This is a genomic window from Pseudomonas sp. RIT-To-2 (genome assembly GCF_029623465.1).
Taxonomy (GTDB): domain Bacteria; phylum Pseudomonadota; class Gammaproteobacteria; order Pseudomonadales; family Pseudomonadaceae; genus Aquipseudomonas; species Aquipseudomonas silvicola.
Window position 1 is genome coordinate 1 of the sequence record NZ_JAPYKM010000056.1, and the last position, 24,669, is coordinate 24,669.

At 64.7% G+C, this 24,669-nt stretch carries 22 protein-coding genes; 19 read left to right on the plus strand and 3 right to left on the minus strand.

All coding sequences use genetic code 11. The features are described from left to right. The 8 genes from QBK88_RS28950 to QBK88_RS28985 all read left to right on the plus strand — a co-directional run. Positions 1-292 (plus strand): energy transducer TonB (locus QBK88_RS28950; protein ID WP_277964763.1); only part of this gene is annotated, 292 nt, incomplete at its 5' end. A gap of 60 nt (positions 293-352) precedes the next feature. Continuing rightward, a complete protein-coding gene (locus tag QBK88_RS28955) occupies positions 353-1,039 on the plus strand; it encodes a MotA/TolQ/ExbB proton channel family protein (RefSeq protein WP_425331973.1) in 687 nt (228 codons plus the stop codon). Beyond that, entirely contained in the window at positions 1,039-1,440 is a 402-nt protein-coding gene (locus tag QBK88_RS28960) for an ExbD/TolR family protein (RefSeq protein WP_158153264.1), read from the plus strand. Before QBK88_RS28955 ends, QBK88_RS28960 begins: the two co-directional genes overlap by 1 nt. Before the next feature lie 202 nt (positions 1,441-1,642). Beyond that, on the plus strand, positions 1,643-4,333 hold the full coding sequence (locus QBK88_RS28965) for a TonB-dependent receptor (protein WP_277964764.1): 2,691 nt from the start codon (positions 1,643-1,645) through the stop codon (positions 4,331-4,333). 124 nt (positions 4,334-4,457) lie between these two features. Then, positions 4,458-6,320, plus strand: a complete 1,863-nt coding sequence (locus QBK88_RS28970; protein WP_277964765.1) for an extracellular solute-binding protein — start codon at positions 4,458-4,460, stop codon at positions 6,318-6,320. Position 6,321: 1 nt separating this feature from the next. Beyond that, on the plus strand, positions 6,322-7,386 hold the full coding sequence (locus QBK88_RS28975; protein ID WP_158153267.1) for a microcin C ABC transporter permease YejB: 1,065 nt from the start codon (positions 6,322-6,324) through the stop codon (positions 7,384-7,386). After that, on the plus strand, positions 7,386-8,408 hold the full coding sequence (locus QBK88_RS28980; protein ID WP_277964766.1) for an ABC transporter permease: 1,023 nt from the start codon (positions 7,386-7,388) through the stop codon (positions 8,406-8,408). The genes QBK88_RS28975 and QBK88_RS28980 overlap by 1 nt, the downstream gene beginning before the upstream one ends. A gap of 2 nt (positions 8,409-8,410) precedes the next feature. Next, the gene (locus QBK88_RS28985; protein ID WP_277964767.1) at positions 8,411-10,030 is read left to right on the plus strand and encodes an ABC transporter ATP-binding protein; all 1,620 of its coding nucleotides are present in this window, start codon (positions 8,411-8,413) and stop codon (positions 10,028-10,030) included. Between the two features lie 94 nt (positions 10,031-10,124). On the opposite strand, the gene QBK88_RS28990 is transcribed toward QBK88_RS28985, so the two are convergent. Beyond that, complete coding sequence (locus QBK88_RS28990) at positions 10,125-11,300, minus strand: DNA-binding transcriptional regulator (protein WP_277964768.1); 1,176 nt, start codon at positions 11,298-11,300, stop codon at positions 10,125-10,127. A 148-nt stretch (positions 11,301-11,448) separates the two neighbouring features. Here QBK88_RS28990 and xylA point away from each other — a divergent pair, with 148 nt between their 5' ends. The 8 genes from xylA to QBK88_RS29030 all read left to right on the plus strand — a co-directional run bounded on the left by xylA (position 11,449) and on the right by QBK88_RS29030 (position 19,303). Beyond that, entirely contained in the window at positions 11,449-12,765 is a 1,317-nt protein-coding gene (gene xylA, locus QBK88_RS28995) for a xylose isomerase (protein WP_277964769.1), read from the plus strand. Between the two features lie 111 nt (positions 12,766-12,876). Beyond that, positions 12,877-13,878 carry a D-xylose ABC transporter substrate-binding protein gene (xylF, locus tag QBK88_RS29000; protein ID WP_176571235.1) on the plus strand — a complete coding sequence of 334 codons (1,002 nt, stop codon included), beginning with the start codon at positions 12,877-12,879 and terminating at the stop codon, positions 13,876-13,878. Between the two features lie 163 nt (positions 13,879-14,041). Beyond that, positions 14,042-15,598 carry a D-xylose ABC transporter ATP-binding protein gene (xylG, locus tag QBK88_RS29005; protein ID WP_277964770.1) on the plus strand — a complete coding sequence of 519 codons (1,557 nt, stop codon included), beginning with the start codon at positions 14,042-14,044 and terminating at the stop codon, positions 15,596-15,598. Next, positions 15,599-16,735: a sugar ABC transporter permease gene (locus tag QBK88_RS29010; protein ID WP_277964771.1), complete on the plus strand. Its 1,137-nt coding sequence runs from the start codon at positions 15,599-15,601 to the stop codon at positions 16,733-16,735. It begins immediately after the preceding gene. A 65-nt stretch (positions 16,736-16,800) separates the two neighbouring features. Beyond that, on the plus strand, positions 16,801-17,076 hold the full coding sequence (locus QBK88_RS29015) for a metal/formaldehyde-sensitive transcriptional repressor (protein WP_277964772.1): 276 nt from the start codon (positions 16,801-16,803) through the stop codon (positions 17,074-17,076). Beyond that, on the plus strand, positions 17,073-17,984 hold the full coding sequence (gene dmeF, locus QBK88_RS29020; RefSeq protein ID WP_277964773.1) for a CDF family Co(II)/Ni(II) efflux transporter DmeF: 912 nt from the start codon (positions 17,073-17,075) through the stop codon (positions 17,982-17,984). The genes QBK88_RS29015 and dmeF overlap by 4 nt, the downstream gene beginning before the upstream one ends. A 3-nt stretch (positions 17,985-17,987) precedes the next feature. Further along, positions 17,988-18,176: a DUF1289 domain-containing protein gene (locus QBK88_RS29025; protein ID WP_176571237.1), complete on the plus strand. Its 189-nt coding sequence runs from the start codon at positions 17,988-17,990 to the stop codon at positions 18,174-18,176. Positions 18,177-18,346: 170 nt separating this feature from the next. Then, entirely contained in the window at positions 18,347-19,303 is a 957-nt protein-coding gene (locus QBK88_RS29030; RefSeq protein WP_277964774.1) for a ribonuclease Z, read from the plus strand. Between the two features lie 75 nt (positions 19,304-19,378). Here the strand turns inward: QBK88_RS29030 and QBK88_RS29035 are convergent, their stop codons facing one another. Together QBK88_RS29035 and QBK88_RS29040 are read right to left on the minus strand one after the other, a co-directional pair. After that, positions 19,379-20,170, minus strand: coding sequence for a suppressor of fused domain protein (locus tag QBK88_RS29035; RefSeq protein WP_277964775.1), 792 nt, complete (start codon positions 20,168-20,170; stop codon positions 19,379-19,381). A gap of 29 nt (positions 20,171-20,199) precedes the next feature. Then, positions 20,200-21,009: a helix-turn-helix transcriptional regulator gene (locus tag QBK88_RS29040; protein ID WP_277964776.1), complete on the minus strand. Its 810-nt coding sequence runs from the start codon at positions 21,007-21,009 to the stop codon at positions 20,200-20,202. Between the two features lie 98 nt (positions 21,010-21,107). On the opposite strand from QBK88_RS29040, the gene QBK88_RS29045 reads away from it, so the two are divergent. From QBK88_RS29045 to QBK88_RS29055, 3 genes are all read left to right on the plus strand, one after another. Further along, on the plus strand, positions 21,108-21,995 hold the full coding sequence (locus QBK88_RS29045; RefSeq protein ID WP_277964777.1) for an SDR family oxidoreductase: 888 nt from the start codon (positions 21,108-21,110) through the stop codon (positions 21,993-21,995). A 153-nt stretch (positions 21,996-22,148) separates the two neighbouring features. After that, the gene (locus QBK88_RS29050; protein ID WP_277964778.1) at positions 22,149-23,174 is read left to right on the plus strand and encodes a DUF1176 domain-containing protein; all 1,026 of its coding nucleotides are present in this window, start codon (positions 22,149-22,151) and stop codon (positions 23,172-23,174) included. A 109-nt stretch (positions 23,175-23,283) separates the two neighbouring features. Next, positions 23,284-24,564, plus strand: coding sequence for a hypothetical protein (locus QBK88_RS29055; protein WP_277964779.1), 1,281 nt, complete (start codon positions 23,284-23,286; stop codon positions 24,562-24,564). Positions 24,565-24,669: the final 105 nt, after the last annotated feature.

A 24,669-nucleotide genomic window follows, 5' to 3' on the forward strand; every position in this document is an offset into this window, starting at 1 on the left:
GGTGAAGGAGTCAGCGGCCGTGTCGGGCCTGGCCAGCCTAGGCAACCCGCCGCCGGAGTACCCGTCGCTGGCCTTGCGCCGCAACTGGGAGGGCACGGTGGTGCTGCGCATCAAGGTGCTGCCCAACGGGCGCGCCGGCAGTGTCGAGGTGACCCGCTCCAGCGGCAAGCAACAGCTCGACGACGCAGCGGTGGAGGCCGTGCGCAACTGGAAATTCATTCCGGCCAAGCGCGGCGACACGCCCATCGAAGGCTTCGCGACCCAGACCATCGACTTCAAGTTGCCGCAATAAACGAACACGACCCATTCGACTGATTCAAGAGGTATCGCCATGAACGCTTCAATGTCCGCAATGATTGTCCCGGGCGTGCTCTGGGCCCTGGTGCTGTTCTCCGTACTCAGCTGGGGCCTGTTGCTGATCAAGTCCGCTCAGTACCTGCGCCTGAAAACCCAGAACCGGCAATTCACCAAGGCCTTCTGGGCCGCCCCCGACCTGCTCACTGCTGCCGAGCACTCCAGTCAGTACCCCGGCGCATTGGCGCGCATCGCCAACAGCGGTTTCGAGGCCATGGCCAGCGAAGAGAACCCGCGCAACGCCCAGCAACTGGCCCATACCATCAACCGCCAGGACCGCCTGGAGCGCAACCTGCGCCAACAGATCCAGAAGGAGCGCCGCGCCCTGGAGGCTGGCCAGGCGATTCTGGCCAGTATCGGCAGCACCGCGCCTTTCATCGGCCTGTTCGGCACCGTGTGGGGCATCATGGAAGCCCTGCAGAGCATCGGCGCCAGCGGCTCGGCGAGCCTCGAAACCGTGGCCGGGCCTATCGGCCACGCGTTGATCGCCACCGGCGTGGGCATCGCCGTCGCCGTGCCGGCGGTGCTGATCTACAACTTCTTCCTGCGCCGCCTGAAGCTGGCCATGGCCGACATGGACGACTTCGCCCATGACTTCGACAGCCTGGCCCAGCGCAGTGCCTTCGCGGTCAGCCGCCAACCCATCGCCCACAAGCATGCCACCGGCGTGCGGGAGGCAAGCTGATGGCCTTCTCTACCCAGGACAGCGATGAAGTGCTCAGCGAAATGAACGTCACGCCGCTGGTGGACGTGATGCTGGTGCTGTTGGTGGTGTTCATCGTCACCGCGCCCCTGATGACCAACGCCATCAAGGTCAACCTGCCGAAGACCGACGCCGTGGCCCCCGCCGAGAAGAAAGACCCGGTCGTGGTCAGCGTCGACCAGGACGGCAAATTCTTCCTGGCCAAGAGCGAAGTTGCCCCCGAGCTGCTGGAAAAAAGCCTCTCGGACGTCAAGGCCAAGGACCCCGAGGTGCGTGTCCAGCTGCAAGCGGACACCAGCGTGAACTACGGCCAGGTGGCCAAGGCCATGGCCTCGATCGAACGTTCGGGCATCACCAGGATTTCGGTGATGACCTCGCGGTGAGACGCGGGGCCGGGCGGGGGCGGTAGCAGCCCGGCCACGCGCTAGTACCAGCCGTTCCACCCCTGTGCGGTGCCCCCTTGGGCACTGCAGGGGAGCGGCTTGCTTGAAGCAAAGGAGTTTATCCGGGGCCGGCACAACCCATCCGGAAACCAGAGGGCTCACAAGGCCATTTCACAAACGTCTGAAAAAGTCGGAAATTACCATGCTGATGAGTTTTCCACGTTTTACCCTCAAACCACTGGCGGCCACCCTGCAACGGCATCGTCTGGTGCCCTTGTACGTGATGGCCATGGGGATGGGCACCGTGCAGGCTGCCGACGACAGCAGCACCGCCGCGGTCGTGGCACCCGCCACCACGCAACTGCAAAAAGTTGAAGTGACTGGCTCGGCCATTCGCCGGGTCGACGCCGAAACGGCCGTGCCAGTGACCATTCTGCGTGCCGCGGAGCTCGAGAAACAGGGTGTGACCACCACCGCCGAGCTGATGCAGCGCATCACCGGCAACAACTCCATCGGCAACTCGGCCGGCTCCGTGGGCGCAGCCACCGGCGGCGCCAGCTTCGCCGACATGCGCGGCATCGGCGCCAACAAAACGTTGGTATTGCTCAACGGCCGGCGCCTGGCCAACAACGCCATGTCAGGGACCGATTCCCAGGGCGGCGCGGTCGACCTGAACATGATCCCCTTCGCCGCCATCGACCGCGTCGAAGTGTTGCGTGACGGCGCCTCGGCCCTCTATGGCACCGATGCCATCGGCGGCGTGATCAACTTCATCACCAAGAAATCGCTGACCGATGGCACCCTCACCCTTGGCGGCGAAAACCCCACCAACAGCGGTGGTGGCGGCAGCAAGGACATGAGTGGCAGCTGGGGCTACGGTGACCTGGACAAGGACCGTTTCAACGTCATGGGCGTGTTCAACTACCGCACCCAGCAAAACCTGGATGCCAACGACCGCAGTTTCGACCGGGACTACGTGCCCGGCCGCGGCCTGGACAACACCTCCGGCACCGCCTTCCCCGGCAACTACAGCCAGAACGGCAACGCCGCCAACCCGCTGGGCACCGCGTGCAGCGGCGCCAACCTGATCGCCAGCAACGGCGTGTGCCGCTACAGCACGCGCAACTCGATCGACCTGCTGCCGCAGACCGAATCCACGTCGTTCTTCGGCAAGGCAACCGGCAAGCTGGCGGACGACCACAACGTCAACCTGGAATACTTCTGGTCGCGCAACAACAACAGCACCACCGTCGCCCCGGCCCCCCTGACGGGCCTCAGCCTGGCGCCCTCCTCGCCTTACTACCCTGGCAACGGCATTACCCCCCTGCCTACCGGTTTCGCCCTGGACCCCACCCAACCGGTGGACGTGAACTGGCGTGAAACGGCTGCCGGCGACCGTGAATCCAAGGACCAGAACACCAGCCAGCGCCTGGTGCTGAGCTTCGATGGCACCGTCGGGGGCTGGGACTACAACGTCGGCGCCGGCTACAACCAGAACCAGGTGTACAACAGTGTCACCGGCGGCTATGCCAGCGATTCGGCACTGACCAGCGGCCTGGACAGCGGCCTGCTCAACCCCTTCGGTGCGCAAAGCGCCGCCGGGCAGGCTTACATCGACGCCAACACCTACCATGGCGCCTATGCGGTATCCACGGGCCGCGTAGCTTCCCTGGATGGTAAGGTCACCCGCGAAATCGGTGACTGGTTCGGTGCCGGCCCCGTGGGCCTGGCCTTGGGCGGCGAGTACCGCAAGGAGAAATACCACGAGTCGGTGGCCGATTGGGCCGGCGACCTGTCGAGCCTGGGCGTCGACCCCAACAGCTCGGTCTCGGGCGACCGCAGCATCAGCGCCGAGTATGCCGAGATCAACGTACCGGTGATCGACAGCCTGGAACTGGGCGCCGCGGTTCGCCACGACAAGTACAGCGACTTTGGCAGCACCACCAACCCCAAGTACACTTTCCGCTTCCAACCCTTCAAGGAATTGGTGATGCGCGGTGCCTACAGCGAAGGCTTCCGGGCCCCCTCGCTGTATGAACTGAACAACCCCACCTACACCACGTTCACCCAAGGCAACTACAACGACCCCACCCTGTGCGCCGGCGGCGTCGTGCGCCCAGGCGGCAACGGTGGCCGCGACTGCAATCAGCAATTCCTAAACAGCACCGGCGGCAACCAGGACCTCAAGCCCGAGACGGCACGCAACGTCACCCTGGGCTTCGTCTACCAGCCCGTGCGCAACCTCTCCATGGGCCTGGATTTCTGGTGGATCAAGATCGCCGGGCAGATCGAGGAGTTTCCCGAGTCCGAGGTGTTCGCCAACCCTGAGCTGTACAGCGACCGCATCGTGCGCGCCGCCGACGGTTCCATCGACCACATCGTGACTGGCCTGGCCAACCTGGGTAACGTGAAAACCAGTGGTATCGACGTCAGCCTCGACTACCGCTTCCCGCAGACGACCTTCGGCCAGTTCGCCCTGGACCTGCAGGGCACGTACGTCACCCGCTACGATTACCAGCAGATCATCGGCGGTGCCTATACCGACCGCGTCGGCGACTTCCAGGGCGACCAGGTGGCGCAGCGCTGGAAACACAACATCACCGGCAGCTGGAACTACGATGCCTACCGCGCTTCGGTGACCAACCGCTTCACCACCGGCTACAACGACTACGACCCCACCACCAACAGCCGCGTCAGCTCGTATTCGCTGTGGGACCTGTCGGCCGGCTACACCTTCGACAAGGTGCTGGACCTGGACGTGGGCGTGAAGAATGTGTTCGACCGCGACCCACCGTTCTCCAACCAGGCCTACACCTTCCAGAGCGGCTACGACCCGCGCTACACCGACCCGTTGGGCCGAACCCTGTTCGCGCGCATGACTTACCACTTCTGATCGAGGTCGACGGGGCTGCGCTCCGGCCCCCACCGACCCGCCTGCGATATCGCACCCCCGGCGCTTTCCACGCCGGGGCTTTTTCCAGGCCTTGAGTGTTACCGCGGTTCGAGGATTAGCAACCATGCCCCACCCCATCAAGACCCTGCTGTGCGCCTGCGCGGCCAGCCTGCTGAGCCTGGCGGCCCAGGCCGAACCGGTCACGGCCATGACCGTGTACGGCGAAGCGCCCAAATACCCGGCGAACTTCCAGCACTTCGACTACGTGAACCCCGCCGCGCCCAAGGGCGGGTCGCTGAGCCGCTCCTCCATGGAGATCGGCCAGTTCAACTACATCCTGCCCTACGTGGACCAGGGCACCGGCGTGGTCCAGGCCGATACCTGGCTGTACTCGCCCCTGGCCTACCGCTCGCTGGACGAGCCCTACACGGTCTACGGCCTGATCGCCGAGAAAATCGAACGCGCCCCCGATGGCCTGTGGGTGCGCTTCTATCTCAACCCCAAGGCGCGTTTTCAGGACGGTACGCCCATCACCGCCCAGGACGTGGCCTTCACCTACCACCTGCTGATGACCAAGGCCAGCCTGAGCTTCAGGCTGCTGTACGGCGACGTCGACGACGTGGTGGTCGAAGGCCCGCGACAAGTGCGCTTTACCTTCAAGAACAACCTCAACCGCACCTTGCCGCTGGACCTGGCCTCGATGCGGGTGATGCCCGAGCACTACTGGAAAGACCATGATTTCGCCAGCGGCAGCGGTTTCGAGCCGCCGCTGGGCAGCGGCCCCTACCGGGTGACCAGGGTGGACCCCGGGCGCAGCATCACCTTTACCCGCAACCAGGACTGGTGGGCCAAGGACCTGCCCGTGAGCCGCGGCCTGTACAACTTCGACACACTGACCGTGAACTTCTACGGCGACACCGAAGTGGCCCGGCAACTGCTGCAGGCCCAGGCGTTCGATTACAACCGCGAGTTCTCCGCCAGCGGTTATGCCGTGGGCTACCAGAGCCCGGTGCTCGACGATGGGCGCCTGCAGCAGCGCATCCTGGCGCCGAACCTGCCAGTGGGCGCCCAGGGCTTCGTGTTCAACCTGCAACGGCCGATCTTCCAGGACCGTCGCGTGCGCCAGGCGCTGTCGCTGCTGTGGGATTTCGACTGGGCGAACCGGCAGATCATGCGCAGCTTCTACACCCGCCAGGACAGCTATTTCCCCAAGAGCGAAATGGCCGCCACGCAATTGCCGGACGCCCAGGAACTGGCCATCCTGGAGCCCCTGCGCGGCAAGATCCCCGATGAGGTGTTCACTCAGGTCTACCACTCGCCCAGAACCGATGGCAGCGGCAACATCCGCGACCAGCAGCTGCAAGCACTCAAGCTGCTGGCCGAGGCCGGCTGGCACCCGCTGCACAACAAGCTGGTGAACGCCGAAGGCGAACAACTGAAGTTCACGTTCCTGGACGGCCAGGGTGGCTTCGACCGCCTGCTGCTGCCCATGAAGCGCAGCCTGGCGCAGATCGGTATCGACATGGAATTGCGGCGCATCGACGCCGGCCAGTACAACAACCTGATGAACGCCCGCGACTACGACTTTATCGTGGTGCAATTCCCGCGCAGCGGCGACCCGATCATTTCCCCCGGCCGTGAGCTGTACAACCTGTACGCCAGCGCCAGTGCCACGCAACCGGGCAGCTCCAACTTCATGGTGCTGCGCGACCCGGCCGTGGACAGCCTGATCGACGGCCTGGTCAAGGCCGACAGCCGCGACGCCATGGTCCACTACGCCCGGGCCCTGGACCGGGTTCTGCAGTGGGGTTACTACTCGATCCAGAATTACTACGCCCCCGGCACCCCCACCGTGTACCTCAACCGCTTCGGCATGCCCAAGGTGGCACCCACCTACGACGTGGGCCTGGACACCTGGTGGCAGGTCAGCCCCAAGCCCCTGACCAACCTGCAAATGAGTGCCCTGGCGCACACGGAGGAGCACTGAGATGCTGCGTTATATCGGCCGTCGGCTGTTGCTGATCATCCCCACCCTGCTGTGCATCCTGGTGGTCAATTTCGTCATCGTCCAGGCCGCGCCGGGCGGCCCGGTGGAGCAGGCCATCGCCCGCCTGCAGGGGGCTGGCAGCCATGGTATCGGCGGGGGTGGCGGCGAAAGCGCGGGCGGCAGCGGCAGCCGTTCCAGCCGCGGGCTGGACCCGGCGCTGATCGAGGAGATCAAGCACCACTACGGCTTCGACAAGCCCATGCACGAACGCCTGCTGCTGATGCTGAACAACTACGCCCACCTGGACTTCGGCACCAGTTTCTTCCGGGGTGCACCGGTGACCACGTTGATCGCCCAGAAGATCCCCACCACGTTATCGCTGGGCCTGTGGGCCACCTTGATCACCTACCTGATCTCCATCCCCCTGGGCATCCGCAAAGCGGTGCACCACGGCACCCGTTTCGACGTATGGACCAGCACGGCGATCATCGTCGGCTATGCCATGCCGGCGTTTCTGTTCGCGATCCTGCTGATCGTGATGTTCGCTGGCGGCAGTTACCTGGACTGGTTCCCGGTGCAAGGCCTGGTGTCGGAAAACTTCGACCAGCTCTCGCCCCTGGGCAAGGTCGGTGACTACCTGTGGCACCTGGTACTGCCGGTCAGCGCCCTGGTGATCGGCGGCTTCGCCACTCTCACCATCCTGACCAAGAACAGCTTCCTCAACGAGATCAGCCGCCAGTACGTGACCACGGCCAAGGCCAAGGGCCTGACCGAGCACCGCACCCTGTATGGCCACGTGTTTCGCAACGCGATGCTGCTGGTGCTGGCCGGCATTCCCCAGGCGCTCATCGATGTGTTCTTCGCCGGTTCGCTGTTGATCGAAACCATCTTCAACCTCGATGGCATCGGCCGCATGAGTTACGACGCGGCGGTGTCGCGGGACTACCCCGTGGTGTTCGGCACCCTGTTTCTGTTCACCCTGTTCGGCCTGTTGATCAAGCTGGTGGGCGACCTGTGCTACACCCTGGTCGACCCGCGCATCGACTTTTCGGCGAGGACTGCCTGATGTTTCACCTCTCCCCCCTGGGCCAGCGTCGGCTGGCCGCGTTCAAGGCCAACCGCCGCGGCTGGTGGTCCCTGTGGCTGTTCATGGCACTGCTGGTGACGTGCCTGTGCAGCGAGTTGATCGCCAACGACAAACCCTTGCTGATCAGCGTCGACGGCACCCTCTATTACCCCATCCTGCATGAGTACCAGGAGACCGATTTCGGCGGCCAGTTGCCCTTCGAACCCGACTACCGCAGCCAGTACGTGCGCGACCTGATCAGCGCCAAGGGTGGCTGGATGCTGTTCCCGCCCATTCCGTTCAGCGACCAGTCGGTGAACTACGACCTGAGCCAGCCTTCACCCAGCCCGCCCACGACGCAGAACTGGCTGGGCACCGACCAGCAGGCCCGCGACGTGCTGGCCCGGGCGTTGTATGGGGCGCGGGTGTCGATCCTGTTTGCCCTGATCCTGACCCTGGTCAGCGGTTTGATCGGTGTGTCGGCCGGGGCGCTGCAGGGTTTCTACGGCGGTTGGGTCGACCTGGTGGGCCAGCGCCTGCAGGAAATCTGGTCGGGGCTGCCGGTGCTTTACCTGCTGATCATCCTCTCCGGCTTCGTCGCCCCAGGCTTCTGGTGGCTGCTGGGGATCATGGCGCTGTTCTCCTGGCTGGCCCTGGTGGATGTGGTGCGCGCCGAGTTCCTGCGTGGGCGCAGCCTGGAGTACGTCAAGGCTGCCCGCGCCCTGGGCGTGACCGATGGCGTGTTGATGCGCCGGCACATCCTGCCCAACGCCATGACCAGCACCCTCACCTTCCTGCCCTTTATCGTCACCGGCGCCATCTCCACCCTCACCGCCCTGGATTTCCTCGGCTTCGGCATGCCCGCCGGCAGTGCCTCGCTGGGGGAGCTGGTGGGCGAAGCGAAGCAGAACCTGGAAGCGCCCTGGCTGGGGCTGACCGCCTTCTTCGTCCTGGCACTGATTCTCTCGCTACTGGTGTTCATCGGCGAAGCCTGCCGTGACGCGTTCGACCCAAGGACCTGACCATGACCGACAATCTGATTGAAATCCGCCAACTGACCGTGGCCTTCGGCGACCGCGAAGTGGTGCACGGCATTGACCTGGACATCCGCCGCGGCGAATGCCTGGCGCTGGTGGGCGAGTCCGGCTCGGGCAAGTCGGTGACGGCGCACTCGATCCTGCGCCTGCTGCCTGGCAATACCGTGCACACCACCGGCAGCATCCGCTTCAACGGCCAGGAGCTGGTGGGGGCTACCGAGAAACAGCTGCGTGCCCTGCGTGGCAACCGCATCGCCATGATCTTCCAGGAGCCCATGACCTCGCTGAACCCGCTGCACAGCGTGGAAAAGCAGATTGGCGAAGTGCTGGCCGTGCACAAGGGCCTGGGCGGCAAGGCGGCGCGGGCACGGGTGCTGGAGTTGCTGGAACTGGTGGGCATCACCGAGCCGGCCAAGCGCCTCAAGGCCTACCCGCACCAGCTGTCCGGCGGCCAACGCCAGCGCATCATGATCGCCATGGCCTTGGCCAACGAGCCGGACCTGCTGATCGCCGACGAGCCCACCACGGCTCTGGACGTGACGGTGCAGCAGAAAATCCTCGAACTGCTGCGCTCGCTGCAGTCGCGGTTGGGCATGTCACTGCTGCTGATCAGCCACGACCTCAACCTGGTGCGGCAGATCGCCCAGCGGGTGTGCGTGATGCGCGGCGGCGAAATCGTCGAGCAAGCCGAGTGCGAGGCGCTTTTCCAGCACCCCCGCCACCCCTACAGCCGCCTGCTGATCGAAGCCGAGCCTGATGGCCGGCCGGTGCCGGTGATGTTTGACCAGTACCTGCTGTCGGTGGACGACGTGCGGGTGTGGTTTCCCTTGCCCAAGCCGTTGTTCCAGAAAGAACGCGACTACATCAAGGCTGTGGATGGGGTCAGTTTCAACCTGCTCAAGGGCAAGACGCTGGGCATTGTCGGCGAGTCGGGCTCGGGCAAATCCACCCTGGGCCAGGCCATCCTGCGGCTGGTGGACTGCAAGGGCAGCATTCGCCTGGGCAACAAGGAACTGACCCTGCACAACCAACGCCTGATGCGCCCGCTGCGGCGGCAGATGCAGATCGTCTTCCAGGACCCGTTTGCCGCCCTCAGCCCGCGCATGTCGGTGCAGCAGATCATCGCCGAAGGCCTGCACACCCACGGCATCGGCACCCCGGCCGAACAGGAAGCCGCGGTGGTGCGAGTGCTCGGCGAGGTGGGCCTGGACCCCGCCACCCGCCACCGCTACCCCCATGAGTTCTCAGGGGGCCAGCGCCAGCGCATCGCCATCGCCCGCGCGCTGGTGCTGGAGCCGGCGCTGATCCTGCTGGACGAACCCACCTCGGCCCTGGACCGCACCGTGCAGAAGCAGATCATCGAACTGCTGCGCAGCCTGCAACTGCGCCATGGCCTGACCTACCTGTTCATCAGCCACGACCTGGCCGTGGTCCAGGCCCTGGCCCACGACCTGATGGTCATCCGCCATGGCCGGGTGGTGGAACAGGGCCCGGCCCGGCGCGTATTCGCCGACCCGCGGCATCCCTATACTCAGGACCTGTTGAAAGCATCGGGGCTGATGTCGGGGGCTGCCCGCGCAAGGGCTGCCGCTACGCCGGTGCCATGAGTCTGGGAGCGCTGCGCCAGGGTGCACACATGCCAGGCTGTGCCGGCGGTGTGCCTGATGTGGCGTGGCGTTTGTGACGCGGCCGGGTCCGCTGCTACGACCTGGCGCGCTGATATTCCCCGGGGGTGCAGCCGAATTCGCGTCGAAATACCGTGTGCAGGTACTGCGCCGATTTGAACCCGCAGCGCCCCGCCACCTCCGCGATCGCCACGCCACCCGGGCCCAGTTGACTGGCCGCGGCGCCCAGCTTGAAACGCAGGATCTCATCATGCACGGTGCAGCCCCGGGCCTTGCGGAAGTGCGATTCCAATGATGACCGGGAAACCCCCACGTACGCCGCGACCTGGGCGGTCTTGATGCCCTGGCACGCATACTGGCGAATGAAGTGCAGCGCCTGCATCACGTAGGGGTCGCCCATGGGCTGGTGCAGGCTGGAGGCTTGCACGTTGACCGCGTCGGGCGGTATCAGGATCTGCACACCGGCACCGGGTTTGCCATGCAGCATCTGGTGCAGCAAGTGCGCAGCGGTGCGGCCCATGGCTTCGGTGCCCTGTATCACCGAACTGAGCGGCACGCGTGTGAGGGTGCGGGTGAGCGGGTCGTTGTCGATGCCGATCAGGGCCACCTGGTCCGGCACGGCGATACCGGCGGTCAGGCAGGCCTGCAGCAGTTGCCTGGCGCGGGCGTCGGTGACGGCAATGATGCCGATGGGTTTGGGCAGGCTGTGCAGCCAGGCGATCTGCTGTTCGACCGCGCTGTCCCACAGCGGTGCGCTGGTGCCCAGGCCCCGGTAGACCTCACCCTGCAGGCCGTCGCGATGCATCAGGTGCATAAAAGCTTTCTCCCGCTCCTGGGCCCAGCGGTTGGCTTGGGCGGGGGGCAGGCTGAAGCAGGCGAAACGGTTCAGGCCGGCTTCGATCAGGTGGTCATAGGCCATTTTTACCAGGGCGGCGTTGTCGGTGGCCACGTAGGGGATGTGCCGGGGGTAGGCGCGTGGGTCTTCATAGGAGCCGCCCACCGCCACCACCGGCATCGCGATACCCGCCAGGGCCTCGCCGATCAGTGGGTCATCGAAGTCGGCAATGATGCCGTCGCCCTGCCAGCGCTCGATGCCCTTGAGCCGGCAGAGGAAGTCCTCCTCCAGAAACAGGTCCCAGGCCACGCGGGTGCTGCTCAGGTAGTTGCCGATACCGGCGATGACACCCCGGTCGTAGACCTTGCTGCCGTTGAACAACAGGGCGATGCGATGGGCAGGGGGTAGGTTTTTCATTATCGTGGTCCTGACCATGGGCTGGTTTGCGCTCTGCCAAGCGTAGCCGCTACGCAAAATCGCACAGCACTTTGGTGATTTTCATGACGGCCGGGCCCCGGTGGGTCGCTAGTATCAGCACACCGCCAAGAACAATAAGGACGCCGCCATGCCGTACTTCCCTGCTGTGGACAAGATTCGCTACGAGGGCCCCGCCAGTGAGTCGCCCCTGGCATTTCGTCACTATGAAGCCGACCAACGGGTGCTGGGCAAACCGATGCGCGAGCACCTGCGCATGGCCGCCTGTTATTGGCACACCTTCGTGTGGCCTGGCGCCGACATGTTCGGCGTGGGCACCTTCAAGCGTCCGTGGCACGGCGCGGGCAACCCCCTGGAACTGGCCATCGGCAAAGCCGAGGCGGCGTTCGAGTTCTTTTCCAAACTGGGCATCGACTATTACAGCTTCCACGACACCGACGTGGCCCCGGAAGGTAGCTCGCTGAAGGAATACCAGCACAACTTCGCGCGCATGGTCGACCACCTGGAACGGCACCAGGAGGACACCGGCATCCAGTTGCTGTGGGGCACCGCCAACTGCTTCAGCAACCCGCGCTACGCCGCCGGCGCCGCCAGCAACCCGGACCCCGAGGTGTTCGCCTATGCCGCGACCCAGGTGTACAACGCCCTGAACGCCACCCTGCGCCTCAAGGGTGCCAACTATGTGCTGTGGGGCGGCCGTGAGGGCTACGAGACCCTGCTCAACACCGACCTCAAGCGCGAGCGCGAGCAACTGGGACGCTTCATGCGCATGGTGGTGGAACACAAGCACGCCATCGGCTTCAAGGGTGACCTGCTGATCGAGCCCAAGCCACAGGAACCCACCAAGCACCAGTACGATTACGACAGCGCTACGGTGTTCGGCTTCCTGCAGCAGTTCGGGCTTGAAGCGGAAATCAAGGTCAACATTGAAGCCAACCACGCCACCCTGGCGGGCCACAGTTTTCACCACGAGATCGCTACCGCCCTGTCCCTGGGCATCTTTGGCAGCATCGACGCCAACCGCGGCGACCCGCAGAACGGCTGGGACACCGACCAGTTTCCCAACAGCGTCGAGGAAATGACCCTGGCCACCTACGAAATCATCAAGGCCGGAGGGTTCCGCAGCGGCGGTTTCAACTTCGACGCCAAGGTGCGGCGCCAGAGCGTGGATGAGGTGGACCTGTTCCACGGCCATGTGGCGGCCATGGACGTGCTGGCCCTGGCCCTCAAGCGCGCCGCCGCCATGGTCGAGAACGACCGGCTGCAACAGTTCAAGGAACAGCGCTACGCCGGCTGGCAGCAGCCCCTGGGGCAGAAAGTACTGGCCGGCGCGTTCAGCCTGCAAACCCTGGCCGAACATGCCGTGGCCCAGGACCTCAACCCCCAGGCCGTCAGCGGCCGCCAGGAGATGCTCGAAGGCGTGGTCAACCGCTTTATCTACCCCTGAGGCAAGCCGGCCGGTGACAAACGCGCTACAAAACTGTGCTCGTCATCGGCCGCCAGCATCTACAGTTTCATCGTCACTCGTGTCTCCAACAATAAAAAAAGGACGCTCACCATGAAATCATTCAAACGCACACTCCTGGCCGGTGCCCTCGCGCTGCTGTCGCTGCCGGTGATGGCCGACGCCGCCCACCCCAAGATCGGCTTTTCCATCGATGACCTGCGCCTGGAACGCTGGGCCCGGGACCGCGACTACTTCGTGGCCGCGGCGGAGAAAATGGACGCCAAGGTCTACGTGCAGTCGGCCGACGCCAACGAGCAGAAGCAGATTTCCCAGATCGAGAACCTCATCTCCCGCGGCGTTGACGTGATCGTGATCGTGCCCTTCAACGCCACCGTGCTGACCAACACCGTTGCCGAGGCCAAGAAGGCGGGCATCAAGGTGGTCTCTTATGACCGGCTGATCCTCAATGCCGACATCGACGCCTACATTTCCTTCGACAACGAGAAAGTCGGTGAAATGCAGGCCAGCGGTGTGCTCAAGGCCGCGCCGAAAGGCAATTACTTCCTGCTCGGCGGCGCCCCCACCGACAACAACGCCAAGGTGTTGCGCGAAGGCCAGATGAAAGTGCTGCAACCGGCTATCGACAAGGGTGATATCAAGATCGTTGGCCAGCAATGGGTCAAGGAGTGGAACCCCACCGAAGCGCTGAGCATTGTCGAAAACGCCCTGACCCGGAACAACAACAAGATCGACGGCATCGTCGCCTCCAACGACGCCACCGCTGGCGGCGCTATCCAGGCCCTGGCCGCGCAGAAACTGGCGGGCAAGGTGCCGATATCCGGCCAGGACGCTGACCTGGCGGCGGTAAAACGCGTGCTCGACGGCACCCAGACCATGACCGTGTACAAGCCGTTGAAGCTGATCGCTTCCGAGGCGGCCAAGCTGTCGGTGCAACTGGCGCGCAACGAAAAGCCGGCCTACAGCTCCCAGTACGACAATGGCAGCAAGAAGGTCGACACCATCCTGCTTACCCCTACCCCGCTGACCAAGGACAACATAGACCTGCTGGAAAAGGACGGCTTCTACACCAAGGCGCAGATTGCAGGCCAGTAACCCTTGCTGACCAACCCTGTCGAGCTGCTCTGGCCTCTGTGGGACCGGGCGAAGTTCGGGAAGCCGGCACCGCGTTGTGCCTGACCCTGCGCGGTGTGTGCTTCCCGAGCTTCGCCCGGTCCCACAGGAGGTGCCGGGGCGTCTTTCTGCCGAGCTGAAAGCCATGTCCGAATACCTGCTGGAAATGAAAGGCATCATCAAGACCTTTGGCGGTGTGCATGCCTTGAACGGTATCGACATCAAGGTCAGACCCGGAGAGTGCGTGGGCCTGTGCGGCGAGAATGGCGCCGGCAAGTCAACGCTGATGAAGGTGCTGTCAGCGGTGTACCCCTGGGGCACCTGGGAGGGCGAGATCCTCTGGCAGGGCCAGCCCCTGCGGGCGCACTCCATCAGCGAAACCGAAGCCGCGGGCATTGTCATCATCCACCAGGAACTGACCCTGGTGCCCGACCTGTCGGTGGCCGAGAACATCTTCATGGGCCACGAGCTGACCCTGTTCGGCGGGCGCATGAACTACCCGGCCATGATCCACCGCGCCGAGGCCCTGATGCGCGAGCTCAAGGTGCCCGACATGAACGTGTCGCTGCCGGTGTCGCAATACGGCGGCGGCTATCAGCAACTGGTGGAAATCGCCAAGGCGCTGAACAAGAAGGCTCGCCTGTTGATTCTGGATGAGCCCTCCTCGGCCCTGACCCGATCGGAAATCGATGTGCTGCTGGACATCATCCGCGACCTGAAAGCCAAGGGCGTGGCCTGCGTGTACATCTCCCACAAGCTCGACGAGGTGGCGGCGGTATGCGACACCATCGCCGTGATCCGCGACGGCAAGCACGTGGCGACCACCGCCATGGCCGACCTGGACATTCCGCGCATCATCACCCAGATGGTCGGGCGCGAGCTGAGCAGCCTGTACCCCAGCAGCCCGCACGACATTGGCGAGGTGATCTTCGAAGCCCGACACTTCACCTGCCTGGACGTCGACAACCCCAAGCGCAAGCGCGTCGACGATGTGTCGTTCAGCCTGCGCCGCGGCGAGATCCTGGGCATCGCCGGGCTGGTGGGCGCCGGGCGCACAGAGCTGGTGTCGGCCCTGTTCGGCGCCTACCCCGGGCGCTACGAGGGCGAGGTGTGGCTGGCAGGGCAGCGCATCGACACCAGCACCCCGCTCAAGGCCATCCGCAACGGCCTGTGCATGGTGCCCGAAGACCGCAAGCGCCAAGGCATCATCCCCGACCTGGGGGTGGGCCAGAACATCACCCTGGCGGTGCTGGACAGCTATTCGAAAATGACCCGCATCGACGCCGAGGCCGAACTGGGCAGCATCGACCATGAAATCGCCCGCCTGCACCTCAAGACCGCCAGCCCCTTCCTGCCCATTACCAGCCTGTCCGGTGGCAACCAGCAAAAAGCCGTGCTGGCCAAGATGCTGCTGACCCAGCCCCGGGTGCTGATTCTCGATGAACCCACCCGCGGCGTCGACGTGGGCGCCAAGTACGAGATCTACAAACTGATGCACGCCCTGGCGGCCCAGGGGGTCTCGATCATCATGGTGTCCTCGGAACTGGCCGAAGTGCTGGGGGTATCCGACCGCGTGCTGGTGATTGGCGAAGGCCAGCTGCGCGGCGACTTCATCAACCAGGGTCTGAGCCAGGAAACCGTGCTGGCCGCCGCCCTCAGCCAACCCGTGCACACTGCCCCTACTGATCGGAAGCCCGCGTAGATGAACCAGGTCAAGCAACTGTTCAGCCGCTACAAAATGCTCGCGCTGGTGATCGCCGTGGCGATCATCTGGCTGTTCTTCAGCTGGCAGACCGAGGGCGGCTTCGTCACCCCGCGCAACCTGTCCAACCTGCTGCGGCAGATGTCCATCACCGGCATCCTGGCCTGCGGCATGGTACTGGTGATCATCAGCGGCGAGATCGACCTGTCGGTGGGCTCGCTGCTGGGGTTGCTGGGGGGCGTGGCGGCGATCCTCGACGTGGTTTACCACTTGCCACTGCTGATTAACCTGGGGCTTGTGGCGGTGCTGGGCCTGGTGATCGGCCTGGCCAACGGCGCCATGACGGCCTACCTGCGCATTCCTTCGTTCATCGTCGGGCTGGGCGGCATGCTGGCGTTTCGCGGGGTGCTGCTGGGCGTCACCGGCGGCACCACCATCGCCCCGGTGTCGCCGCAACTGGTGTACGTGGGCCAAGGCTACCTGCCCCCGGCGGTGGGGCTGATCCTGGGGGCGGTGCTGTTCGCCCTGACCCTGGTGCTGGCCTGGAAGCAACGGCGCAACCGCGCCCTGCACGGCCTGGCGGCACGGCCCCTGCTGCGCGACGTGCTGCGTGTGGTGCTGATTGGCGCGGTCCTGGCCGGCTTCGTCTACACCCTCAACAGCTACGACGGCATTCCAGTGCCGGTGCTGCTGTTGCTGGTGCTGCTAGGAGTGTTCAGCTACGTCACCAGCCAGACCGTGTTTGGCCGGCGCATCTACTCGGTGGGCAGCAACATGGAGGCCACGCGGCTGTCGGGCATCAACGTGCAGGCCGTCAAGTTGTGGATCTTCGGCATCATGGGCGTGATGTGCGCCCTGGCCGGGTTGGTCAACACCGCGCGCCTGGCGGCAGGTTCGCCGTCGGCGGGCAATATGGGCGAGCTGGATGCCATCGCCGCATGCTTTATCGGCGGCACCTCCATGCGCGGCGGGTCCGGCACCGTGTACGGCGCCTTGCTGGGCGCCCTGGTGATCACCAGCCTGGACAACGGCATGTCGATGCTGGACGTGGACAGCTACTGGCAGATGATCGTCAAGGGCAGCATCCTGGTGCTGGCGGTGTGGGTGGACGTCAGCACCCGAAGCGGCCGGCGCTGAATAGCATTGCATAGGGGTACCGGGTATGCCTATCCTATAGCGCATATAGGTAAGGGGGGTATCCCATGGGCCACATCGCTTCGAACAAAGACGGCCTGCTCAAGCGGGTAAAGCGCATCGCTGGGCAGATCCAGGCGGTGGAACGGGCGCTGGAGTCGGACCACGACTGCGCCAAGACCTTGCACCTGGTGGCCGCCACCCGCGGCGCCATCAACGGCCTGATGGACGAGATCATCGAAGACCACGCTCGCGAGCACGTGGCCAACCCGGCGCTCAGCGATGCCGAGCGCAGCCAGGGCGTGGAAGAACTGCTGGAAGCCATTCGGCGGTACTCGAAATGAACGCGCCCCATGCCCATAGCCACGTATTCCTCGGCTCCACCCATGATGAAAATGCCCGCCGCACCCTGTGGGTAGTGGCCCTGACCGTGGTGATGATGGTCGGTGAAATCGCCGCAGGCTACATCACCGGTTCCATGGCCCTGCTCGCCGACGGCTTTCACATGGCCACCCATGCGGGCGCCCTGGGCATCGCGGCGGCGGCCTACGCCTATGCCAAGCGCCACGCCACCAGCGCCCGCTACAGCTTTGGTACCGGCAAGGTGGGCGACCTGGGCGGTTTCGCCTCGGCGCTGATTCTGGGCCTGGTGTCGCTGGGCATCGGCGTGGAGTCGTTCATGCGCCTGGTCAACCCCACCCAGGTGGCCTTCGGCACCGCCACGTTGATCGCGATAGTCGGCCTGGCGGTGAACATCGTCAGCGCCCTGCTGTTGGGGCACGGCCATAGCCACGGTCACCATGATCATGACCATGAACATGACCACCTCCATGGCCATGACAACAACCTGAAGTCAGCCTACGTGCACGTGCTGGCCGACGCTCTCACCTCGGTGCTGGCGATCGCCGCCCTGCTGGCGGGTCGCTACCTGGGCTGGGTGTGGCTGGACCCGGCCATGGGCCTGGTGGGCGCGCTGGTGATCGCGCGCTGGTCCTGGACCCTGATCGGCACCACCGCCGGCGTGTTGCTCGACCGCACCGACGAGCAGGTGGCCGCGGAAATTCGCCAGTTGGTGGAAACCCCGGGCGACGCCACCATCACCGACCTGCATGTGTGGCGCGTGGGCCCCGAAGCCCATGCCGCCATCGTCAGTGTGCTGGGCCAGGGCAGCCTGGATGCCGAGCGCATCCGCGAGCGTCTCCAGCCGGTTCACGAGGTCAGCCACCTGACCGTCGAATTCCGGGCGGCCTGAGTCATGGCCAAGGAAATCGAAAACCCGTGCATCGCCGTGTGTCAGCTCAGCGGTGACCTGTGCGTGAGCTGCGGGCGCAGCCGGCAAGACATTCGCCAGTGGAAACGCATGAAACGCCCGGAAAAAATGGCCGCCGTGCAACGCGCCACGCTGCGCCTCAAGGCCCTCAACAAAGCCCGAGCAACGTCGTAGCAGCGGACCTGGCCGCGTCACGGGCGCGGCGCGGTACCCGCTTTACCGCGTGTGCCGCCGACGCGGCCAGGTCCGCTGCTACAAGGCCACCGCCGTGCCAATGGCTGCTGGCGTCGATGCAACACCCGCGCAACCCGGTACACTGAGCTTTTTCCAACAAGGGGCCAGCCATGGACCTGCTGTTTCTGGGTACCTCTTCCGGGGTGCCCACCAAGGCCCGCAACGTCAGCGCCACCGCGGTCATCGAAGCCTCCGGCAAAGCCTGGTACCTGGTCGATTGCGGCGAAGGCACGCAGCATCAATTGCTGCACTCGCCGCTGTCGATGCGCGACCTGCGTGCCATCTTCATCACCCACGTGCACGGTGACCACTGTTTCGGCCTGCCGGGGTTGCTGGCCAGCGCCGGCATGTCCGGGCGCAGCGAACCGCTGGAGCTGGTGTTGCCCCAGGCGCTGCACGCGTGGGTGCGCCAGAGCCTGGCCGTGAGTGCCACCCACCTGCCTTTCGAACTGCGCCTGCACGCACTCGAAACACTGGACCAGTGGGCCAACGCCAGCATGGCGGTGAGCACCGTGGCGCTGTCACATCGGGTGCCCAGTTGGGGCTATGTGTTCGCTGAAGTCAACCCGGACCCACGCCTGGACAGCGAGCGCCTGCTGGCCGATGGCATCCCCCGCGGCCCGCTGTGGGGCGAACTGGCCCACGGCCGCGACGTGGAGCATGACGGCCGGGTGATTGCCGCCAGCACCTATCTGCGCTCGTCCCGGCCGGGACGGCGCATTATCGTCTGTGGTGACAACGACCGGCCAGAGTTGCTCGCCAAGGTCGCGCAAGGAGCTGACGTGCTGGTGCATGAGGCCACCTTTACCCAACCGGTTCTGGAACGTGCGCAGACCAGCCATGGGCACAGCACCGCGGCGGCGGTGGCCCAGTTCGCCGAGGCCGCGGGCGTGCCGAACCTGGTACTGACGCACTTCAGTGCACGCTACCAGGGCGACCCGAACCGCAGCCCCTGCATCGATGATGTGCGCGTGGAGGCTGAAACACGCTACAGCGGGCAGTTGGTGCTGGCGCAGGATCTGCAGCGTTACCGTGTGGGGCGTGACGGTGTGCTGGTGGCCCTCTAGAGTGGCAGCGTTGGGATCCCGAGCTTCGCCCGGTCCCACAGGGTGCACCGGCTCCAGATACACCGCAAGGCGGCCTCACACCACGCTGTCACGCTGCAGGCTGCTCCTGTGCCCGACACCCGCAGCCCCCAGCCGGGCCACCAGTTGCTCACGCGCCGCACGCCCGCCCGCACGCACATATTCAAGCTCCGACGCGGTGATCAGCACCACCGGTACCAATTGCACCGGCGACAACGGCATGCCCTCCAGGCGCGAAGGGAAATCCGCCGCCGGGCCACCCAGCAACACGCCGACCGCATCATCCTCGGTGACGAAACTGGCCGGCACCTGCTCACCGATATGATGCGATTGGCTGACCCCAGGCAACTCCAGCGACAGCACGCCATGCTGGGCCAACTGCTGAGTAATGCCGCCCGCGTCAGCCACGGTGTCGGCGACATGCTTGAGCACCTCAAAGGCCCAACTGTGCTTCAACGGGTCCACCTCGCCCAGGGCGCCACGGGCCTGTTCGGGGATGTCGGAGGTTTCCAGGAACACCTCCATTTCAAAGCCATTGCCCGCTCCTTCTACATCATCGAACGGGTCCGACAGGCCGTCGCTGGCCAGCAGAACCGCACCATCACGGCGCACCACCCGATACGCCTGGCGCGTCGATGGCCACTGGGTGCCGCCCGTGAGGCTGGGGCTGATGAGGTAGGAAATGACATCCTGCTCCACGGTGCCCACTGATTGCCAGTGGCGGTCCAGGCATTCGCCAGTGGCCAGCCGGGCCGCCTGCTCGGTGGCTTCGCGCGCGGGCGAGGACGGGGCAACTGGCGGGCTGTCGGGCGTGTTCGGGGCGCCAAAGAGTTTTCTCAAGAACTTCACGTGCATTCCTTGCTGGACGATGAGGCCGGCTAGTCTAACAGCGCCCGAATACGCTGCGCATCCGCAGGGCCCACGGGGTTGTAGACGATCATGCCCAGGTCCGGGCGCCCGTCCACCGCGAAGCCCGAATACTCAAGCTCGATGATGCCTTGGGTGGCATGGTGCAGACGCTTGGTACCCTCGCCATGCACACGCACATCATTGTCACCCCAGAATGCCGCGAACTCCGGGCTGCGCTCGCAGAGCTCATCTGCCAGCTGGCTGACCTCGGACGCCGCGCCGGCACGAATGGCATCGGCGCGAAACGCGGCGACGATAAAGCGCGCCATGCCTTGCCAGTCATCCTGGCGCGCCCGCGCTTCGGAATGGCAGAACATCAGCCGCAGGATATTGCGCTCCTTGGCCGGCAACAGGCTGTAGTCGGTGAATACCACGGCTGCGGCGCGGTTCCAGGCCAGCACGTCCCAGGTGGCGGTCTTGATCAGCGCCGGGCTGAAAGCCAGGGTGTCGAGCAATCGTTGCAAGCGAGGGGTCACGCCTTCGGGGGCGTGGTAGACCACCTCCGGTGGGTGGCCGAAAGCAAGCATGTACAAGTGTTCGCGCTCGGGCGCCGTCATCAGCAGGCCCTGGGCGATACGGTCAAGCACCTGGGCAGAAGGCGCGCCGCCGCGACCTTGCTCAAGCCAGGTGTACCAGGTGGCGCTGATATTGGCCCGCTGTGCGACTTCCTCGCGGCGCAGCCCGGGGGTGCGGCGGCGGCCAGGGGTAAAACCGAAGCTGGCCGGGTCCAGGCGCGCCCGGCAATCCTTGAGGTAAGTGCCCAGCAGATGAGGTGCCATGGGAATCCTGTTAGTGTTTATACCCTGATAACGTCACGGCTTTTACCGGTTAAACATTACGCTCACCCTGGGCACTCCAGCAAAGGGAGAGTTGAACCATGCGCATATTTCTGACCGGCTCCACCGGTTTCATCGGCACCCAGGTCACCCGCGAACTGCTCACTGCCGGCCATCAGGTGCTGGGGCTGACCCGCTCGGCCGCAGGCGCCGAGGCATTGCGCAACCAGGGCGCCGAGCCCTGGCAAGGCGACCTCCAGGACCTGGCCAGCCTGCATGACGGCGCTGCCGGATGCGACGCGGTGATCCACACCGCTTTCGATCATGACTTCAGCCACTTCGTCGCCAATTGCGAGAAAGACGCCCGCGCCATCGCCGCCCTGGGCGCGGCGCTGGAGGGAACGCAGCGGCCGCTGATCATCACCTCCGGCACCGGCATCGGCACCTTCGCTCCGGGGCAGCCAGCGGACGAAGACCATTTCGATGGCAACCACCCCAATCCGCGTATTGCCTCCGAGGTGGCCGGCCGAGTGTTGAGCGACCGCGGCGCCAACGTGGTGGTCATGCGCCTGGCGCAGATACACGACCCCCGCAAGCAGGGGCTGGTGACCGAACTCATTCGGCTGGCCCGGGAAAAAGGCGTCAGCGCCTACGTCGGTGACGGCCTGACCCCCTGGTCGGCGGCGCACCTGGACGATACCGCGCAGCTGTACCGCCTGGCCCTGGAAAAACATCAGCCCGGCGCCCGCTACCATGCTGCCGCCGAGTCGGCCATCGCCTTTCGTGACATCGCCCAGACGATCGGCCAGGGCCTGGGCCTGCCCACGGTGTCCCTGCCTGCCGACCAGGCGGCAGCGCATTTCGGCTGGATGGCCGCCTTCGTCGACAAGAGCATGGCCAGCGCCAGCCACAAGACCCGCGAACGCCTCGGGTGGCAGCCCACGGGCCCCGGCTTGCTGGCCGACCTGCGCACGTGCCTGGCGGGGTAGCCGCTGTACGAAATGCGTCCCCACTTGGCCAGGCTGCATTGAAAACGGGCTCGGGCGGCACCCTCCTCGCTAGCGCTTGTGCTTGTTCGTCTATCTGCGATGATGCACGCCCCGCCACGAGGCGGGTCGCTTGCCCAGAAGGAACGAAGCGCGATGACTCCTCACAACCACACAGGGCTGCTGTTGGTGCTTGCCTGCTTGCCGGTACCCGCCTGGGCCAACGCCCCGGAACCGGTACCCCGCTACGCCGAGTTCAAGGCCTGGCAGGTCGGCTGTGACAATACCCGGCGCTGCACCGCGGTCTCGGCCAGTACCGATACACCCGGCATGGGCCTGGAGATCTTTCGCGACGCAGGCCCGGGTGGCGCCACGCGCTTGAGCGTCTTCACCCCCGCCGGCCTGCGCCTTCATGGCGACCTTGGGGTCGATGGCCACGCGGTCCCAGGCGTTCGCCAAGCTCAGGGGCAAGCTGCCATTGACCTGCTGCGCCGGCTGCGCAACGCCGACACCCTCGATGCCAGCAGCAACCAGGGCGAGCGGCATATTTCCCTGCAAGGCATGAGCGCGGCGCTGCTGCTGATCGACTCGGTGCAAAGCCGCCTCGACCACCCCAGCGCCGTGGTACGCACCGGCAGCCAACCCGACAGCGGCATACCCGCGGCCATCTCCGCGCCCAGCCTGCCAGGCGTTATACCTGCTCCCTCCCTCAGCGCTGTCGAGGCGCAGACCATGGGCGAGGAGGTCATGCGCCTGACCCAAGACCAATGGAGCGAGCCGGGCCTGTCCAACTGGACCGCCACGGCGCAGGTTTCCCCCCTGGACACCGCGCATGTGCTGGTGGGCCTGCGCTATGGATGCGACGGCGACAACTGCATGTACAGCTATTACCGCGCGGCGCGCACGGCCCCCTATCAACCCACGGTGCTGGCTTTTATCACGCCCCCCTACGATGACCTGGGCGGCGAAATGTATGGCCAGTTCACCTTCGACGCGGGCAATGGTGAGCTGACCCAGCTTGCCGCCCATGGCGCGGGGTGCGGCACTCGTGCCGTGTGGGCCTACGACGGCACCGCGATGCAATTGAAGGAGTTTCGCAGCATGCGCGGCTGCCAGGGACTGGACCCAGCCCGTTGGCCGGTGATCTGGCGTACCGCCACGCAAGCCACGCCCTCGAAGTAGGCGTGGCGGGGAGCCCGCCCGTCTGCACCACTGTCAGTTATGACAGGTCACACCCTTACTGGGCGCGTGTACAACAGAGGTTCAACCAAAACGCTCAGTGAGGCTCACCATGACATCCCTTATCCCTCCTTCGGCCCTGAATCATCTAGACCAATCGTTCGGCGACGAGGGGGAAGTCAACCTGCAATATCTGTTCAGCGACGTACGTATTACGGGCGTCCGTTCATTGCTGCTGCTGCCCGACAGATCCATCGTCGCCGGCGTGTTCGGTGTTGCAGGCGGCGAGGATGGCTCCTTGCTTGTAAAGCTTCTACCCAATGGGCAAGTCGATACCGCCTTCGCTGAAAAAGGTTATTTGAATGAAGGCTATTCCGAGGCTGGCTATAGCTCGTCTACCCCTGAGAGCCTCGTCCTGCTCGACCACGATCGTTTTCTGGTGGTCACGCGCTGCATCAGCGGTAGCGGCGAATATATCCCTGCCTGCACCTGCTATCACTTCGACGGCACGCGTGTGGTGGAGTTCGGCAACAATGGCCGCATCATCTTGAATTCACTGCTCCCCCCACTGCCCACCACTGAGCACCCCAGGGCGACATCTGGACAGTCCCATACCCGCCACGCAGCAGGCGTGCTGAACGGCAAAATCACTTTCAGTTTCAACCATGCCAGAGTAGGCGTTAGTTACGAACGCAGTTATCTCATCCGCCTGACTCAAGAGGGTAACGTTGATAACACCTACAATGACAAAGGCTTCGCCGATATTCCCTTCGGTGACGATTTCATGCGCATCGAAAGCCTGACACCCTATGACAAAACCTGGGGCACCTGGATAGTGGGCGGCTACAAGGACCCCACGGGGCTGATCACCCGAGTGGATGACAATGGTCACGTCGACCGCACCTTCGGCGTCGATGGGTTCTACCTGAACACATCTCGAGCGGGCTCACGCTTATACGGTACCTTCGTCGATCAACAGCAGAAAGTCATCGTGGCGGGGGTGGATGAATCAGGGGGCGGTGATCTAGCGGATGATGGCCTTGTCTTCAGGCTTGACGCTAAGGGCGCCCTCGACGAGTCCTTCATACAGACGCATAAGAATGTCGACGGGCAGCGCACTGTTCTGCAGTGGATTGACGCCACCGGAACAGGAGGTGACGTGTGGGTGGCTGGATTTGTAGTCAGTGCCAGCAACTCCCTCTATGGGTTCCTGGCCCGCTACCTTCCCAACGGGGTCCCGGATGAAAGCTTTGGGGACCGAGGTTATTTGTTTGTGGAGAACCTGATGTGGGTATTCGACCTCGTGGTACAGCCGGACGGAAAGTGCCTGATCCTGGGCGACGACTACGTCAAACAACCTGTTCCCAAAGTCAGACGGTTCCTGGCCAGCTGAAGACCGGGCATTGCAGCGGGCCTGGCCGCGTCGAAAACCCTGCGCAGCATCAGACACACCCCACGCACCGCCGACGCGGCCAGGTCCGCTACGGGTTGCACGCCA

Coding starts and splice junctions, on each gene's coding strand:
- xylG (WP_277964770.1), top strand. CDS start 14,042: ATGTCCGAATACCTGCTGGAAATGAAAGGCATCATCAAGACCTTTGGC.
- QBK88_RS29045 (WP_277964777.1), top strand. CDS start 21,108: ATGCGCATATTTCTGACCGGCTCCACCGGTTTCATCGGCACCCAGGTC.
- QBK88_RS29050 (WP_277964778.1), top strand. CDS start 22,149: ATGACTCCTCACAACCACACAGGGCTGCTGTTGGTGCTTGCCTGCTTG.
- QBK88_RS28985 (WP_277964767.1), top strand. CDS start 8,411: ATGACCGACAATCTGATTGAAATCCGCCAACTGACCGTGGCCTTCGGC.
- QBK88_RS28965 (WP_277964764.1), top strand. CDS start 1,643: ATGCTGATGAGTTTTCCACGTTTTACCCTCAAACCACTGGCGGCCACC.
- QBK88_RS28990 (WP_277964768.1), bottom strand. CDS start 11,300: ATGAAAAACCTACCCCCTGCCCATCGCATCGCCCTGTTGTTCAACGGC.
- xylA (WP_277964769.1), top strand. CDS start 11,449: ATGCCGTACTTCCCTGCTGTGGACAAGATTCGCTACGAGGGCCCCGCC.
- QBK88_RS28955 (WP_425331973.1), top strand. CDS start 353: ATGATTGTCCCGGGCGTGCTCTGGGCCCTGGTGCTGTTCTCCGTACTC.
- QBK88_RS29025 (WP_176571237.1), top strand. CDS start 17,988: ATGGCCAAGGAAATCGAAAACCCGTGCATCGCCGTGTGTCAGCTCAGC.
- dmeF (WP_277964773.1), top strand. CDS start 17,073: ATGAACGCGCCCCATGCCCATAGCCACGTATTCCTCGGCTCCACCCAT.
- QBK88_RS28980 (WP_277964766.1), top strand. CDS start 7,386: ATGTTTCACCTCTCCCCCCTGGGCCAGCGTCGGCTGGCCGCGTTCAAG.
- QBK88_RS28960 (WP_158153264.1), top strand. CDS start 1,039: ATGGCCTTCTCTACCCAGGACAGCGATGAAGTGCTCAGCGAAATGAAC.
- QBK88_RS29055 (WP_277964779.1), top strand. CDS start 23,284: ATGACATCCCTTATCCCTCCTTCGGCCCTGAATCATCTAGACCAATCG.
- QBK88_RS29030 (WP_277964774.1), top strand. CDS start 18,347: ATGGACCTGCTGTTTCTGGGTACCTCTTCCGGGGTGCCCACCAAGGCC.
- QBK88_RS28970 (WP_277964765.1), top strand. CDS start 4,458: ATGCCCCACCCCATCAAGACCCTGCTGTGCGCCTGCGCGGCCAGCCTG.
- QBK88_RS29010 (WP_277964771.1), top strand. CDS start 15,599: ATGAACCAGGTCAAGCAACTGTTCAGCCGCTACAAAATGCTCGCGCTG.
- QBK88_RS29015 (WP_277964772.1), top strand. CDS start 16,801: ATGGGCCACATCGCTTCGAACAAAGACGGCCTGCTCAAGCGGGTAAAG.
- QBK88_RS28975 (WP_158153267.1), top strand. CDS start 6,322: ATGCTGCGTTATATCGGCCGTCGGCTGTTGCTGATCATCCCCACCCTG.
- QBK88_RS29040 (WP_277964776.1), bottom strand. CDS start 21,009: ATGGCACCTCATCTGCTGGGCACTTACCTCAAGGATTGCCGGGCGCGC.
- xylF (WP_176571235.1), top strand. CDS start 12,877: ATGAAATCATTCAAACGCACACTCCTGGCCGGTGCCCTCGCGCTGCTG.